Genomic DNA, 13,355 nt, shown 5'->3' with positions numbered 1-13,355 from the left:
GGGAACGGTAACGGCGGGGCGGTGCAGAACGGTGGACGCGGAAAGGTACAGACCACGAAGTGCCGTGTGCCGAGATGTACTTAACAGCGGGTCCCGTTCCCGTGCAATGACACCCCGGACCATCCGGACACAGGTCCGGTTACGTTGCAGAAGCGATACTTCTCTGGTGTAGACCTCCCCTGGCGACATGGGTAAAAATCGCAGCTCATCCGGACGGTCGGGTGGTCACCGAATCGATGAGGATGGACTGGCTGTGCAGCGGCACTACTTGGCACTGACCGCGGCGGTAGCCGCACTCGGCATGACGGCAACGTTGTCGGGCTGTGGCACCGGCAGCGCAGCGGGGGATGTCACCCTCAAACTCGTCGCGGCCGACTACGGCAACAGCGCGGCGAACAGCTCCACGAAGTACTGGGACGAACTCGCCAGGAACTTCGAGGCGTCCCACGACGGCATCAAGGTCGATGTCAACGTCTATTCGTGGAAGGACGTCGACCGCAAGGTCGCCGAGATGGTCAAGAAGGGGCAGGCCCCGGACATCGCGCAGATCGGTGCCTACGCGGACTACGCCAAGGCCGGGAAGCTCTACAGCGCCGACGACATGCTCGCCATCCGCACGCAGGCGAACTTCCTGCCCCGGCTGGCCGATGCGGGCCAGTACAACCAGACCCAGTACGGACTGCCGTTCGTCGCCAGCACCCGGCTGCTGTTCTACAACAAGAAGTACTTCAGCCGGGCGGGCCTGGACGCCCCGAAGACCTGGGACGACATCCGTGACGACGCCGTGGTGCTCAAGCAGCGTGGCGTCACCTACCCGTTCGCGCTGCCGCTCGGTCAGGAGGAGTCCCAGGCCGAGACCATGATGTGGCTGCTCAGTGGGGGCGGCGGCTACACGGACGACGTCGGCTCGTACGACATCGACTCGCCCGAGAACATCAAGACGTTCGACTGGTTGAAGACGAATCTGGTCGACAAGGGACTGGTCGGCCCGGTGGCCCCCGGAAAGCTGGACCGGGCGCAGGCGTTCGAGGCGTTCACGAGCGGCAAGGTGGGGATGCTCAACGGGCACCCCACGCTGATGCAGGAGGCCGAGCGGAAGGGCGTCCAGGTCGGCATGGTGCCGCTGCCCGGCATCACCGGCCCGACCGAGGGGTCGATGGGCGTCGCCGACTGGATCATGGGCTTCAAGCAGAACAACCACCGCGAAGCCATCGGTAAATTCTTCGACTACATGTTCGAGGACAAGAACGTGGTGGCCTTCGCCGACGAGTACGACCTGCTGCCGGTCACCGACAGCGCGTCCGCGGTGATGGAGACGGACGCCAAGCACAAGCCGCTGCGGAAGTTCCTGGAGGCGCTGCCGAACTCGGAGTTCTACCCTGTCGGCAATACGTCGTGGGCGCGGACGAGCGAGCTGATCAAGCAGAACATCGGCAAGGCGGTGGAGCCGGGCGGCAGTCCGGCGGGTGTGCTGTCCGAGATCGCGCGGGGGGCGGCGACGGCGGAAGCGGCGGAGTAGCAGGCCGCCGCGCGGGCATTATGTTGGCTGATATGACCGCCTCCGAGAACGACTCCCACGGTGCGGAGACCCCGGACACGACGCAGCCGGGGCTCTCCGAGCGGGAGCGTGCGGTGCTGGCCGTGGAACGGCGGTCGTGGCCCGGGCCCGGGGCGAAGGAACGGGAGATCCGCGAGGGGCTGGGGATTTCGCCGACGCGCTACTACCAGCTGCTGAACGCGTTGCTGGACGACCGGAGGGCGCTGGAGGAGGACCCGGTGACGGTCAACCGGCTGCGGCGCGTGCGGGAGGCCCGGCGGGGGAGGCGTTAGCCGGGGCGTCGCTCCGGAAGGACCGGCCTCCGACGTTCGAGGTGCGGGGTCCGGGGCGGAGCCCCGGGTCCCGGGAACGGGCGGGGCAGGGGAACAGGCCTGCCGCAGGTGCAGCCGTAGCCGCGCTCCGTCACCCCCGATAGGCTCGGCCCATGGGCAGCAACCCAGAGCGATCCCTCCCCATCCCCACCACCCCGGCCGGCCGTGAAGGCCTCGCCGCCCTCCTGGCCCGTCCCGACCGTGCCGTGGTCGCCCTCGACTTCGACGGCACCCTCGCCGACATAGTCCCGGACCCGGAGCAGGCCCGTGCCCACCCCGGCGCCGTCCCGGCCATCGCCGCGCTCGCCCCGAAGGTCGCCTCCGTCGCTGTGATCACCGGCCGCCCGGCCGGCGTCGCGGTCCGGCACGGCGGCTTCGCGGGCGTCCCGGGCCTCGACCACCTCGTCGTACTCGGCCACTACGGCGCCGAACGCTGGGACGCCGTGTCCGGCACCGTTCACACCCCCGCCCCGCATCCCGGTGTGGCGGCGGCCCGTGCCGAACTCCCGGGCGTGCTGCACCGGTTCGACTCCTGGCACGGCACATGGATCGAGGAAAAGGGGCAGGCGCTCGCCGTCCACACACGCCGCGCAGCCGACCCGCAGGCCGCATTCGACGCGCTGCGCGGCCCGCTGGGCGAGCTCGCGGCCCTGCACGGACTGATCGTCGAGCCGGGGCGACTCGTCCTGGAACTGCGCCCGCCCGGCATGGACAAGGGCGTGGCGCTCGCGAAATACGTACGGGAGACGGACGCCGAGTCCGTCCTGTACGCCGGGGACGACCTGGGCGACCTCGCCGCGTACGCCGCGGTGGAGAAGCTCCGCACGGAGGGCCCCGACGGCATCCCCGGTCTGCTGGTGTGCAGCGGAAGCGCGGAAGTGCCGGAACTGGCCGAGCGGGCGGACCTGTTGCTGCCGGGTCCGGCGGCCGTGGTCGACTTCCTCGCGGCCCTCGCCCGGCGCCTCTGAACGGTCACCGCCGAACGGTCAGTCCCACCGCAACGCCTCCAACTGCTCCAGGAACCACTGCTGCGGCGGCAGCGCAGTCGCCGCCGCAGCCAGCCGCTTCGACCGCTCCGCTCGCTCCCCTTCCGGCATCGTCAGCGCCGCATGCAGGGCCGCCGCCGTCGCCGACACGTCGTACGGGTTCACCACGATCGCGTCTGCGCCCAGCTCCTCGTACGCCCCCGCCTCCCGCGACAGCACCAGCGCGCAGCCCTGGTCGGAGACCACGGGGACCTCCTTCGCGACCAGGTTCATGCCGTCGCGGATCGGGTTGACGAGCGCTACGTCCGCCAGCCGGTACGCCCCCAGCGAGCGCGCGAAGTCGTCGTGCACATGCAGCAGGACCGGGGTCCAATCGGGCGTTCCGTACGCCTCGTTGATGTCGTCCGCCAGCCGCTGCACCTCGGCCGTGTACTCCCGGTACACCGCCAGGTCCTGTCGCGACGGGTACGCGAACGCGACATGCACCACCCGCTCGCGCCACTGCGGGCGGGTGTTCAGCAGCTCCCGGTACGCCAGCAGCCCGCGCACGATGTTCTTGGAGAGTTCCGTACGGTCGACCCGCACGATCGTCTTCCGGCCGGTGCCGCCCACCTGCTCCCGCAGGATCGCCATGCGTTCGTCCACGTCCGGCTGGTGCGCACGACGGCGCAGGAAGTCCGCGTCCGCGCCGAGGCCGTGCACGCCGATCCTCGTCCGGCCGGTGCCGCCCAGGACCTCCGTGCAGCAGGCGGTGAACGCGTCTGCCCACCGCCGGGTCAGGAACGCCGCCCGGTCCGCGCCGAGCATGCCGCGCAGCAGCTGCTCCGCGATGTCGTCGGGCAGCAGGCGGAAGTAGTCGACCGGGGCCCACGGGGTGTGCGAGAAGTGACCGATCCGCAGGTCGGGGCGGAGGTCGCGGAGCATGCCGGGGACCAGGGCCAGGTGGTAGTCCTGCACCAGCACTGCCGCGCCCTCGCCCGCCTCCTCGGCGAGCGCCTGTGCGAAGGCCAGGTTGTACGCCTCGAACGACGCCCACTGCCGGCGGAACTCCACGTCGAAGACGGGATCCAGCGGCGTCTGGTACAGCATGTGGTGGACGAACCAGAGCACCGAGTTCGCGATGCCGTTGTACGCGTCGGCGTGCACATCGGCGTCGATGTCGAGCATCCGTACGCCCGGCTCGGCGATCCCGCGCCGGACCGCCTCCCTGTCCCCGTCGCCGAGCGCCGCGCAGACCCACAGCTTGTCCTCGACGGCGCTCAGCCCGGAGACGAGTCCGCCGCCGCCCCGTTTGGCGCTGAGCGAACCGTCCTCGCCCAGTGCGTACGAGACCGGGCCGCGGTTGGAGGCGACGAGTACCTGGGCGGCAGATGTGATCACGTGCTCGGAGGCCATGTTGCGGAATCTAGCCCGATCGCGAACCGCCCAAACGTGCGAAGTCAGGCCACCTCAGGCGGCGCGGCGCGAAACGTACTCCCTGATCTCCTGCATCGGCGGTCGCTCCTCCGTGTCCACGGCGTGCGTGCGTGGTACGAAGCCGGTCTCGCCCCGTTCGAACTGGGTGAGGGACGGTCGCACCAAGTGGCCGCGGGAGAGGCGCAGTTGCGCCGTCCGGTAGATCGCCGCCGCCATCCGGCCCAGCGCCTGCCCGTCCTGGTGGCGGTGTTTCCTGACCCCTACATCGACCTGGGCCAGCGCGTCCAGCCCCACGGTGTGCAGCGCATCCACGAGCAGGCCGAGTTCCACTCCGTAACCGACCGGGAACGGCAGCCGCTCCAGCAGCGAGCGCCGCACCGCGTACTCGCCGCCCAGCGGCTGGACGAAGCCGGCCAGCTGCGGCCAGTGCAGATTGAGCAGCGGGCGGGCCACCAGTTCCGTGACGCGACCGCCCTGGCCTGCTGTGTCTCCGAGCGGGCGGTCGTACATCGCCTTCACGAACTGCACCTCGGGATCGGTGAGCAGCGGGCCGATGATGCCGGAGACGAAATCCGCGGAGAAGTCCTTCAGGTCGGCGTCTATGAAGCAGACGATGTCACCTTCGGTGACCAGGAGTGATCGCCAGAGGACCTCGCCCTTGCCGGGCAGCGCGGGTATCCGGGGGAGTACGTCGTCACGGTGCACCACTCGGGCGCCCGCCTTCCGGGCGACCTCCGCGGTGGCGTCCGTCGACCCGGAGTCGATCACCAGCAGCTCGTCGACCAGCTGGACCTTCTCCATGAGCTCGACCCGGATCGTCTCGACGATCGCGCCGACCGTCGCCTCCTCGTTGAGGGCGGGCAGCACGACGCTCACACTCCCGCGCCGCGGATCCCTGGCCCTGGCGGCGACGAGCCGGTCCAGCGGACGGTCGGCGGCCGACCAGGAACGTCTGGTCAGCCAGCGTTCGACCTCTTCCAGCACGGTCGATACTCCCTGTATGTGATCCATCTCGCGGTTCGGACGGCTATCTCAACCGTCCGATGCTTCGGTTACAGTCTTGAACAACGCGGATGACCCTTGCATGCCGGGGTCCTCCGCCGATAAACGCCTGGATCGATGATCCAGTGCCACAGCGCTCATCCAGAGGGACTGAGGGAACGGCCCGTTGAAGTCCCGGCAACCCTCCTGCCGACCGCGAGGTCAGGTGGGGAAGGTGCCAATTCCGTCTCGTGGCGAAATGCGTCGCGAGGAAGATGAGGAGAAAGGGCCTCGCCATCATGGCTACGCAGACCGTTGCAGTGAGCACCAATTCTTCCGCCGAAGCTGTCGACCTCGGTCCCGCCGCGGCACTTTCCTGCCGCGAGTGCGGAGAGCGTTTCGAGCTCGGTCCCATTTTCGCCTGCGCGATCTGTTTCGGGCCGCTCGAAGTGGCGTACGACCTGCCGAGCGGCTCCCCGGACGAGCTGAAGAAGCGCATCGAGGCCGGGCCGAACAACATCTGGCGTTACGCGCCGCTGCTGCCGGTCCCCGCCGATGTCGCGGACAAGCCCAACATCAACCCCGGCTTCACCAAGCTGGTCAAGGCAGACAACCTCGCCCGCGAACTGGGCGTCACCGGCGGCCTGTACGTCAAGGACGACTCCGGCAACCCGACGCACTCCTTCAAGGACCGCGTCGTCGCGATCGCCGTCGAGGCCGCCCGCGCCTTCGGTTTCACCACTCTCTCCTGCTCCTCCACCGGCAACCTCGCCGGCGCCGTGGGCGCGGCCGCCGCCCGGGCCGGCCTGCGGTCCTGCGTGTTCATTCCGCACGACCTGGAGCAGGGCAAGGTCGTCATGGCTGCGGTGTACGGCGGTGAACTGGTCGGCATCGAGGGCAACTACGACGACGTCAACCGCTTCTGCTCGGAGCTCATCGGTGACCCGCTCGGCGAGGGCTGGGGCTTCGTCAACGTCAACCTGCGCCCGTACTACGGCGAGGGCTCCAAGACGCTCGCGTACGAGATCTGCGAGCAGCTCGGCTGGCGGCTGCCCGACCAGCTCGTCATCCCGATCGCGTCCGGCTCGCAGCTCACGAAGATCGACAAGGGTCTGCAGGAGCTGATCAAGCTCGGTCTCGTCGAGGACAAGCCGTACAAGATCTTCGGCGCCCAGGCCGAGGGCTGCTCCCCGGTCTCCACCGCCTTCAAGGCCGGTCACGACGTCGTGCGCCCCCAGAAGCCGAACACGATCGCCAAGTCGCTGGCGATCGGCAACCCGGCCGACGGCCCGTACGTCCTGGACATCGCCCGCCGGACCGGCGGCGCCGTCGAGGACGTCGACGACGAGCAGGTCGTCGACGCGATCAAGTTGCTGGCGCGCACCGAGGGCATCTTCGCGGAGACGGCGGGCGGGGTGACGGTCGGCGTGACGAAGAAGCTGATCGAGGCCGGCCTGCTGGACCCGACGCTCACCACCGTCGTCCTCAACACCGGTGACGGTCTGAAGACGCTGGACGCGGTGGCCCCGACCACCGGTCCGACGGCGACCATCCGGCCCAGCCTCGACGCGTTCCGCGACGCCGGCCTGGCCCGCAGCTGACCCGACCACCGGGACGTCCACCCGTGACGTCCACCCGAGACGCAAGGAAGGCACCCACATGAGCGTCAAGGTCCGTATCCCCACCATCCTGCGCACCTACACGGGCGGTCAGGCCGAGGTCCCGGCCGAGGGCGCGACCCTCTCCCAGGTGATCGAGTCGCTGGAGCAGAACCACCCGGGCATCGCCGCGCGTGTCCTGGACGACCAGGGCAAGCTGCGCCGGTTCGTGAACGTGTACGTCAACGACGACGACGTGCGCTTCGAGGGCGGCCTGGAGGCGGCCACCCCGGACGGCGCCGGCATCTCGATCATCCCGGCCGTCGCGGGCGGCTGCTGACCTTCCGTCGCCCAGGCACGGACTCTCCGTAGGCCCCGCGGCCGACTTCACAGCGTCACCGGAATTGCCCCCTCTGCGAGGTAAGCGGAGGGGGCAATTCTGCATGGTTAAGCGCGGTACAGTTGGGAAGTCCCCTCCGCTGCCCGTGCCGACCGCATATGAGAATGCGTCCGCCCGCGACAAGATGCAGCCAAAGTGTTCGAACTCCTTGCGCCATAAGTGGCCTTTGCCCGGCCCGAGTTGCCCTGGAATCGCATAAATTCCGCATATTCGGGCGTTCGGTGCTGCCCAGAATTCTCGTCTGATTGACCTGTTGCAGAGGGCAGTTGGGCAGATACATTCGGCCGCGGTCGACGCGTTCCGGCGCACGCACCCTCTCCTGTCGGAGGGTGAGTTCTGACCCGGGCCCGCGAAGTGCGGTCCTGTGCAAGGGCCAGTAATAGGGGAGTTAGGCATGGCTCAGGGCACCGTCAAGTGGTTCAACGCGGAGAAGGGGTACGGCTTCATCGCGGTCGACGGTGGTGCGGATGTTTTCGTCCACTACAGCGCGATCCAGATGGACGGGTACCGCACCCTCGAAGAGGGTCAGCGAGTTGAATTCGAGATCTCGCAGGGCCAGAAGGGGCCGCAGGCGGACATGGTCAAGCTCGCCGTCGGCTGAGCTCGGCGCGGTCGGCCAACGACACCACTCACGCATGAAGGGTCCGTACCCCCAGGGGGACGGGCCCTTCACGCGTGATGCCGACCGTCGCCCCGCGTGGCATGCCCGCGGCATCCCGCGCGCCGTCGCCCGGTCCGCACGTTGTCCACGACCGCCGGGGGCGCTTGCACTCGTGGGGGTCGAGTGCTAATCATTGCGTTAGCACTCTCCAGGTGAGAGTGACAGAACTTGGACCGGGCCGGTGAGGCCCGCAGGCTTGGTGGGGCAAGGAACCACCGGGCAGGCAGGCCGTCCGTCGCGGGCGCCACTCGGTCCGGAGAAATCCACCCCTGTCCGGGAGGACCACTTCACATGGCCAAGATCATCGCGTTCGACGAGGAGGCACGGCGCGGTCTCGAGCGCGGGATGAACCAGCTCGCCGACGCCGTCAAGGTCACCCTTGGCCCCAAGGGCCGCAACGTCGTCCTCGAGAAGAAGTGGGGCGCGCCCACGATCACCAACGATGGTGTTTCCATCGCCAAGGAGATCGAGCTCGAGGACCCGTACGAGAAGATCGGCGCAGAGCTGGTCAAGGAAGTCGCCAAGAAGACGGACGACGTCGCCGGCGACGGTACGACCACCGCCACCGTTCTCGCCCAGGCGCTCGTCCGTGAGGGCCTTCGCAACGTAGCCGCGGGTGCAAACCCGATGGCCCTCAAGCGGGGCATCGAGAAGGCCGTCGAGGCCGTCTCCGCCGCTCTGCTGGAGCAGGCCAAGGACGTGGAGACCAAGGAGCAGATCGCTTCGACGGCCTCCATCTCCGCCGCCGACACCCAGATCGGCGAGCTCATCGCCGAGGCGATGGACAAGGTCGGCAAGGAAGGCGTCATCACCGTCGAGGAGTCCCAGACCTTCGGTCTGGAGCTGGAGCTCACCGAGGGTATGCGCTTCGACAAGGGCTACATCTCGGCGTACTTCGCCACCGACATGGAGCGCATGGAGTCGTCCCTGGACGACCCGTACATCCTGATCGTCAACTCCAAGGTCAGCAACGTGAAGGACCTCCTTCCGCTGCTGGAGAAGGTCATGCAGTCCGGCAAGGCACTGCTGATCATCGCCGAGGACGTCGAGGGCGAGGCCCTGTCGACCCTGGTCGTCAACAAGATCCGTGGCACCTTCAAGTCCGTTGCCGTCAAGGCCCCGGGCTTCGGTGACCGCCGCAAGGCCATGCTCGGCGACATCGCCATCCTCACCGGTGGCACGGTCATCTCCGAGGAGGTCGGTCTCAAGCTCGAGAACGCCGGCCTGGACCTGCTGGGCCGCGCCCGCAAGGTCGTCATCACCAAGGACGAGACCACGATCGTCGACGGTGCCGGTGACAGCGACCAGGTTCAGGGTCGCGTCAACCAGATCCGTGCCGAGATCGAGAACTCCGACTCGGACTACGACCGCGAGAAGCTCCAGGAGCGCCTGGCGAAGCTGGCCGGCGGCGTGGCCGTCATCAAGGCCGGTGCCGCCACCGAGGTCGAGCTCAAGGAGCGCAAGCACCGCATCGAGGACGCCGTTCGCAACGCGAAGGCGGCCGTCGAGGAGGGCATCGTCGCCGGTGGTGGCGTGGCGCTGCTGCAGGCCTCCGCCGTCTTCGAGAAGCTGGAGCTCTCGGGTGACGAGGCGACCGGTGCCAACGCCGTCAAGCTGGCGCTGGAGGCCCCGCTCAAGCAGATCGCCGTCAACGGTGGTCTCGAGGGTGGCGTCGTCGTCGAGAAGGTGCGCAACCTGCCGATCGGTCACGGTCTGAACGCCGCGACCGGCGAGTACGTCGACATGATCGCCGAGGGCATTCTCGACCCGGCGAAGGTCACGCGCTCCGCTCTGCAGAACGCCGCGTCGATCGCCGCGCTGTTCCTGACCACCGAGGCCGTCATCGCCGACAAGCCGGAGAAGGCCTCTGCGGCCGCTCCGGGCGGCATGCCGGGCGGTGACATGGACTTCTGATCCTGACGGATCAGTAGTTTGGTCGCACATCGGCCCCCGGGACCTGTACTGGTCCCGGGGGCCGATGCCATGTCCGCGGCGGTGACGGCCGGTCAGCGGTCAGGAGAGCTTGCCGTCGTAGTCCGGGAGCTTGAACGTCCGCTCCGCGTGGCCGCCGACCAGGTCGCTGTCGTTGTTGCCGATGTTGGCGATGATCGTGTAGCCCCGGGCCTCGATCTCGGCGCGCTTGGCGGTCTTGTACGTGCTGACTTCGTCGAAGAGGTCGGGCAGGTCGCGGACGTAGAGACCGGTCACCGGGTAGCCGACCGCGGTGAGGTTGTGCTGCGTCAGCGAGGCGATGATGCCCGGGCGGGCGGTGACGAAGAAGATGGCGACGCCTTGGGAGTCGGCGTACCGGACCAGATCGCGGACCTTGGCGATCGCGGGGGTCGGGAACGTCCAGAAGTAGTGGAAGTCCGTCTCCAGCGACGAGTTGTCGATGTCGAGGACGATCGCCGGTTTCTGGCCCGCGGGGGTCTGCGCGATGCGCTGTTGGACGTAGGGGCGGGCCACGTCGATGACCGCGGCGACATCACGCTGCCAGGTGTCGTAGTCGATGCCCAGGACGGCGGCATTGCCGCCGGGGGCCCAGGACGCGGTGGTGGCCCCGGCGGTGGGCGACGACACGGGGGCGGCCTGGGCGGCTGTGGCGGGCGCGACGAGGGCGAGAACGGCGGCCGCGGCGGCGACGCCCGCCGTACGGGCGGACCGGGTACGGCTTCGGCTCATGAGGGTGCCTCCTGTGTCGAGGTTGACATGCACGCGCCCAACCCTCGGTGAGGCCGGGTCTCATGTCTACTGGCCGGTAGGAAACTTTTCATGGACGCACCATGAAATGGACGCACCAACGCCCCAACTCTCCTGCCGGCCCTCCAGGTTGTGAGCTCAGTGGCGGCGGCGGGGTCGCCTGCGCGAAGGTGCAGGCGCTCGCCGGGTGGGGCGGGCCGGAGAGGCGTGGAACGACGCGTCCAGGGCTATGTGGCATTCCTCACAGCGAAAGTGCAGACGGCGAAAGCAACTACGCCCTTTCGTCTCTTCTGTCTCTCCCGGTGTTGTGGCGTTGATCGGAACGGGTGAAAGACTCGTGACGGTCGATCGTTGCCCCGGGCATACGATCGCCTCAAGTCGCATTGCGTGTCCCATTCCGCTGCGACCCCTTCTTCTCTTTCTCGGACTCCGAAGGGCTCTTGTGAAGATTCGCCGGATTCTTGCCACAGCTGTTGCCGCCGCAGTGACCACGCCTGTCCTCCTGCTGTCGGTCACCCCCGCGTTCGCCGACGACAAGCCGGCAGCGCAGACGCAGGAGAAGCCGTCCATCGCGGAGCTGGAAAAGGCCGCCGCCGCAGCGCAGGAGGCGTACGACGACGCCGTAGAGGCCCAGAGCGCCGCCTACGCGGCTCTTGAAGCGGTCCTGTCCGACACCGCTCCCCTGGCCGTGGCAGCCAAGGCCGCCGAGGCCGCGGCGGCCGACGCCGCCACCGCGAAGACCGACGCCGACCAGGCGGTCGTCGACGCCAAGGCGGCGGTCGACGCCCTCCCGGAGACAGCGACCGAGGAGGAGAAGACCGCGGCGGCGACGACTCTCACCGAGGCGGAAGCCGCCGCCGCAGCCGCCGCCGATGCCAAGACCGCCGCCGATGCCAAGGTCGTGGAAGCCCTGGACGCGCGTGACGACGAGCGGGTCGCCGCAACCCGCACGCTGGACCAGGCGCAGAAGGCCACCGAGGCGGCGCTCGCTGACAAGACCGCCGCCGACGAGGCGCTGGCCAAGGCGAAGGAGGAGGCGGGCGAGGGCGGCGAGGACTGCGTCCCCGAGGCCAAGCTCACCACGGTCGTCACGGGTCTGCCGTCCACAGTCGTCGCCGGCACGAAGGTCAACTTCAATCTCCGGGTGACCAACGGCACCGACAAGACGATGGACGAGGTACTTCCGTTCGCCTACGTCCACGCGACCGACAAGAGCGGGCTCAAGGACATCGACGACCTGGTGCACCTGCAGTGGTCGTCCGCCTCGTCCTCGACGTGGAAGACCGTCGACAACGAGCACTACATGGACGCCATCAGCCCGCTGAAGGCGGGCGCCCACGCCGACGTCAAGATGCGCCTCACGGTCGACGCCTCGGCCCCCGCGGGCAACGGCGTCACCTTCGTCGCCGGTGACTACTTCAACGACAACGGAACCTGCGGCGGGAACCCGGACCTCGAGGGCTACGAGTTCCTGATCGCTGCCGCGGGCAGCAAGCCCGGCAAGGTCGACGACGCCAAGCCGAGCACGACCGAACCCGCCACCTCGGACCTCGAGCCGCAGAGCGGCGCGTCGGCCAGTCCCGTGAGCGGCACCCTCGCCGCCACGGGCTCGTCCTCCGCGACGTCGCAGCTCGCCCTCGCGAGCGGCGCGGCCCTGGCGATCGGCGCGGGCGCGGTGTTCGTCGTACGCCGTCGCAAGGCCGGCTCCCACGCCTGACACATGAGGCGGGGTGCCGACCAGGCACCCCGGCCCACGCGTTGACCGTCCAGCGGGCCCGACACCGAGCGGTGTCGGGCCCGCTGCGGTGACACGGCCGCCCCGGCGCGCAGCCACCTGCAGACCGACGCCTGCGGGCCCGGAGTCCGGAGTCGCGGCCGCAGCGTCACGTGATTACGCCCTGCCTGTTGGGGCGGGGGACCATCGCGGCCCGCACCTCGGCCATCCGGTCGCGGACCCCGTCGGCCGGGATCCCGCGGCTGTCCGGCGGTACGGAGGCCTGCTCACCTCGGCATGGCCCGCACTCGCCGCCGGGCAGCGTCTGCGCCCGGCCCGGTGTGCCGCATTTCGCGCACTCCAGGACCCGCAGCGCGGCGGATGGGGTGGGCGGAGCGGCCCGTTCGGGTGGCATTTTGGTGGTCAGGCGGCTGCGGACCAGTGCCGCCGCGTGATGCACCGGGACCGGCAACCCGTCGGTCAGTGCGTGCAGCAGCTGTACCTCGGTGGCGCCCCGGTCGAACCACGCTGTGACGTACGGCTCCAGCGCCGTGCAGTCCGTCGACGACAGGCTCAGCGCGGGTGCGGTACGGCCGAGCGCGGCCAGCAGGACGAATGCCCGGGAACGGGCCGGCCGCCGTTCTTCCGGCGGTACGTCGCCCCTGGTGAACGCAGCCCACCAGCCGTCGTCGCGAGGCGTGCGGGAGAAGAACGTACGCGTCACCCAGCGTGCGCTGCCCGAGCCGATGACGTGCTCGCTGCCCCGGCGCAGATGCCCGGCCCGCTGGAGGTTGTTCAGCGCGGTCCGCAGTGCGCACTGCCCGTACGGCAACACCTTGGCCAGCGTCTTCACGGAGATGTCGGCGCCGTCCGGCAGCCGGTCGACATAGGCGGCGACGGCGGCCTCACGCGGCGGAAGGCGCGCGAAGTCGTTTGCGGTACGGGGCCGTTGGCCGGACGCGGACCGCTTGCCGTAGCCCGGGTTGGCCATCGGGTGCGGCGGTGTGTGCGGGCTGTGCGGGGGTACGTG

General features: G+C 69.1%; 12 protein-coding genes and 1 riboswitch. Of the genes, 8 read left to right on the top strand and 4 right to left on the bottom strand.

What is annotated here, in order from left to right; genetic code table 11:
* Positions 1–301: 301 nt before the first annotated feature.
* From OHA03_RS11835 to otsB, 3 genes are all read left to right on the top strand, one after another.
* Positions 302–1,519, top strand: coding sequence for an ABC transporter substrate-binding protein (locus OHA03_RS11835; protein WP_267008017.1), 1,218 nt, complete (start codon positions 302–304; stop codon positions 1,517–1,519).
* Positions 1,520–1,551: 32 nt separating this feature from the next.
* Positions 1,552–1,830, top strand: a complete 279-nt coding sequence (locus OHA03_RS11830; protein ID WP_267003460.1) for a DUF3263 domain-containing protein — start codon at positions 1,552–1,554, stop codon at positions 1,828–1,830.
* Positions 1,831–1,982: 152 nt separating this feature from the next.
* Positions 1,983–2,837: a trehalose-phosphatase gene (gene otsB / locus OHA03_RS11825; RefSeq protein WP_267003458.1), complete on the top strand. Its 855-nt coding sequence runs from the start codon at positions 1,983–1,985 to the stop codon at positions 2,835–2,837.
* 18 nt (positions 2,838–2,855) lie between these two features.
* On the opposite strand, the gene OHA03_RS11820 is transcribed toward otsB, so the two are convergent.
* The gene (locus OHA03_RS11820) at positions 2,856–4,250 is read right to left on the bottom strand and encodes a trehalose-6-phosphate synthase (RefSeq protein ID WP_267003456.1); all 1,395 of its coding nucleotides are present in this window, start codon (positions 4,248–4,250) and stop codon (positions 2,856–2,858) included.
* Between the two features lie 54 nt (positions 4,251–4,304).
* Positions 4,305–5,255: a glucosyl-3-phosphoglycerate synthase gene (locus OHA03_RS11815; RefSeq protein WP_267003454.1), complete on the bottom strand. Its 951-nt coding sequence runs from the start codon at positions 5,253–5,255 to the stop codon at positions 4,305–4,307.
* A gap of 152 nt (positions 5,256–5,407) precedes the next feature.
* Positions 5,408–5,534: riboswitch (SAM riboswitch) on the top strand.
* Positions 5,535–5,551: 17 nt separating this feature from the next.
* On the opposite strand from OHA03_RS11815, the gene thrC reads away from it, so the two are divergent.
* From thrC to groL, 4 genes are all read left to right on the top strand, one after another.
* Entirely contained in the window at positions 5,552–6,853 is a 1,302-nt protein-coding gene (gene thrC / locus OHA03_RS11810; RefSeq protein WP_267003452.1) for a threonine synthase, read from the top strand.
* Positions 6,854–6,911: 58 nt separating this feature from the next.
* The gene (locus OHA03_RS11805) at positions 6,912–7,190 is read left to right on the top strand and encodes a MoaD/ThiS family protein (RefSeq protein WP_030933077.1); all 279 of its coding nucleotides are present in this window, start codon (positions 6,912–6,914) and stop codon (positions 7,188–7,190) included.
* A gap of 454 nt (positions 7,191–7,644) precedes the next feature.
* Positions 7,645–7,851: a cold-shock protein gene (locus OHA03_RS11800; protein WP_003967346.1), complete on the top strand. Its 207-nt coding sequence runs from the start codon at positions 7,645–7,647 to the stop codon at positions 7,849–7,851.
* A gap of 351 nt (positions 7,852–8,202) precedes the next feature.
* Positions 8,203–9,825: a chaperonin GroEL gene (gene groL / locus OHA03_RS11795; protein WP_030933074.1), complete on the top strand. Its 1,623-nt coding sequence runs from the start codon at positions 8,203–8,205 to the stop codon at positions 9,823–9,825.
* A 99-nt stretch (positions 9,826–9,924) separates the two neighbouring features.
* Here the strand turns inward: groL and OHA03_RS11790 are convergent, their stop codons facing one another.
* On the bottom strand, positions 9,925–10,593 hold the full coding sequence (locus OHA03_RS11790) for an HAD family acid phosphatase (RefSeq protein WP_267003447.1): 669 nt from the start codon (positions 10,591–10,593) through the stop codon (positions 9,925–9,927).
* Positions 10,594–11,053: 460 nt separating this feature from the next.
* On the opposite strand from OHA03_RS11790, the gene OHA03_RS11785 reads away from it, so the two are divergent.
* Entirely contained in the window at positions 11,054–12,328 is a 1,275-nt protein-coding gene (locus OHA03_RS11785) for an LAETG motif-containing sortase-dependent surface protein (RefSeq protein ID WP_267003445.1), read from the top strand.
* Positions 12,329–12,494: 166 nt separating this feature from the next.
* On the opposite strand, the gene OHA03_RS11780 is transcribed toward OHA03_RS11785, so the two are convergent.
* On the bottom strand, positions 12,495–13,316 hold the full coding sequence (locus OHA03_RS11780; protein WP_267008016.1) for a hypothetical protein: 822 nt from the start codon (positions 13,314–13,316) through the stop codon (positions 12,495–12,497).
* Positions 13,317–13,355 lie beyond the last annotated feature (39 nt).

The sequence above is a fragment of the Streptomyces sp. NBC_00154 genome, assembly GCF_026342835.1.
GTDB lineage: Bacteria > Actinomycetota > Actinomycetes > Streptomycetales > Streptomycetaceae > Streptomyces.
The sequence above is the reverse complement of the archived record's forward strand: the minus strand, read 5'-3'. Positions and strand labels throughout refer to the sequence as shown.

Coding starts and splice junctions, on each gene's coding strand:
- OHA03_RS11790 (WP_267003447.1), bottom strand. CDS start 10,593: ATGAGCCGAAGCCGTACCCGGTCCGCCCGTACGGCGGGCGTCGCCGCC.
- OHA03_RS11820 (WP_267003456.1), bottom strand. CDS start 4,250: ATGGCCTCCGAGCACGTGATCACATCTGCCGCCCAGGTACTCGTCGCC.
- OHA03_RS11805 (WP_030933077.1), top strand. CDS start 6,912: ATGAGCGTCAAGGTCCGTATCCCCACCATCCTGCGCACCTACACGGGC.
- otsB (WP_267003458.1), top strand. CDS start 1,983: ATGGGCAGCAACCCAGAGCGATCCCTCCCCATCCCCACCACCCCGGCC.
- groL (WP_030933074.1), top strand. CDS start 8,203: ATGGCCAAGATCATCGCGTTCGACGAGGAGGCACGGCGCGGTCTCGAG.
- OHA03_RS11800 (WP_003967346.1), top strand. CDS start 7,645: ATGGCTCAGGGCACCGTCAAGTGGTTCAACGCGGAGAAGGGGTACGGC.
- OHA03_RS11835 (WP_267008017.1), top strand. CDS start 302: ATGACGGCAACGTTGTCGGGCTGTGGCACCGGCAGCGCAGCGGGGGAT.
- thrC (WP_267003452.1), top strand. CDS start 5,552: ATGGCTACGCAGACCGTTGCAGTGAGCACCAATTCTTCCGCCGAAGCT.
- OHA03_RS11780 (WP_267008016.1), bottom strand. CDS start 13,316: ATGGCCAACCCGGGCTACGGCAAGCGGTCCGCGTCCGGCCAACGGCCC.
- OHA03_RS11830 (WP_267003460.1), top strand. CDS start 1,552: ATGACCGCCTCCGAGAACGACTCCCACGGTGCGGAGACCCCGGACACG.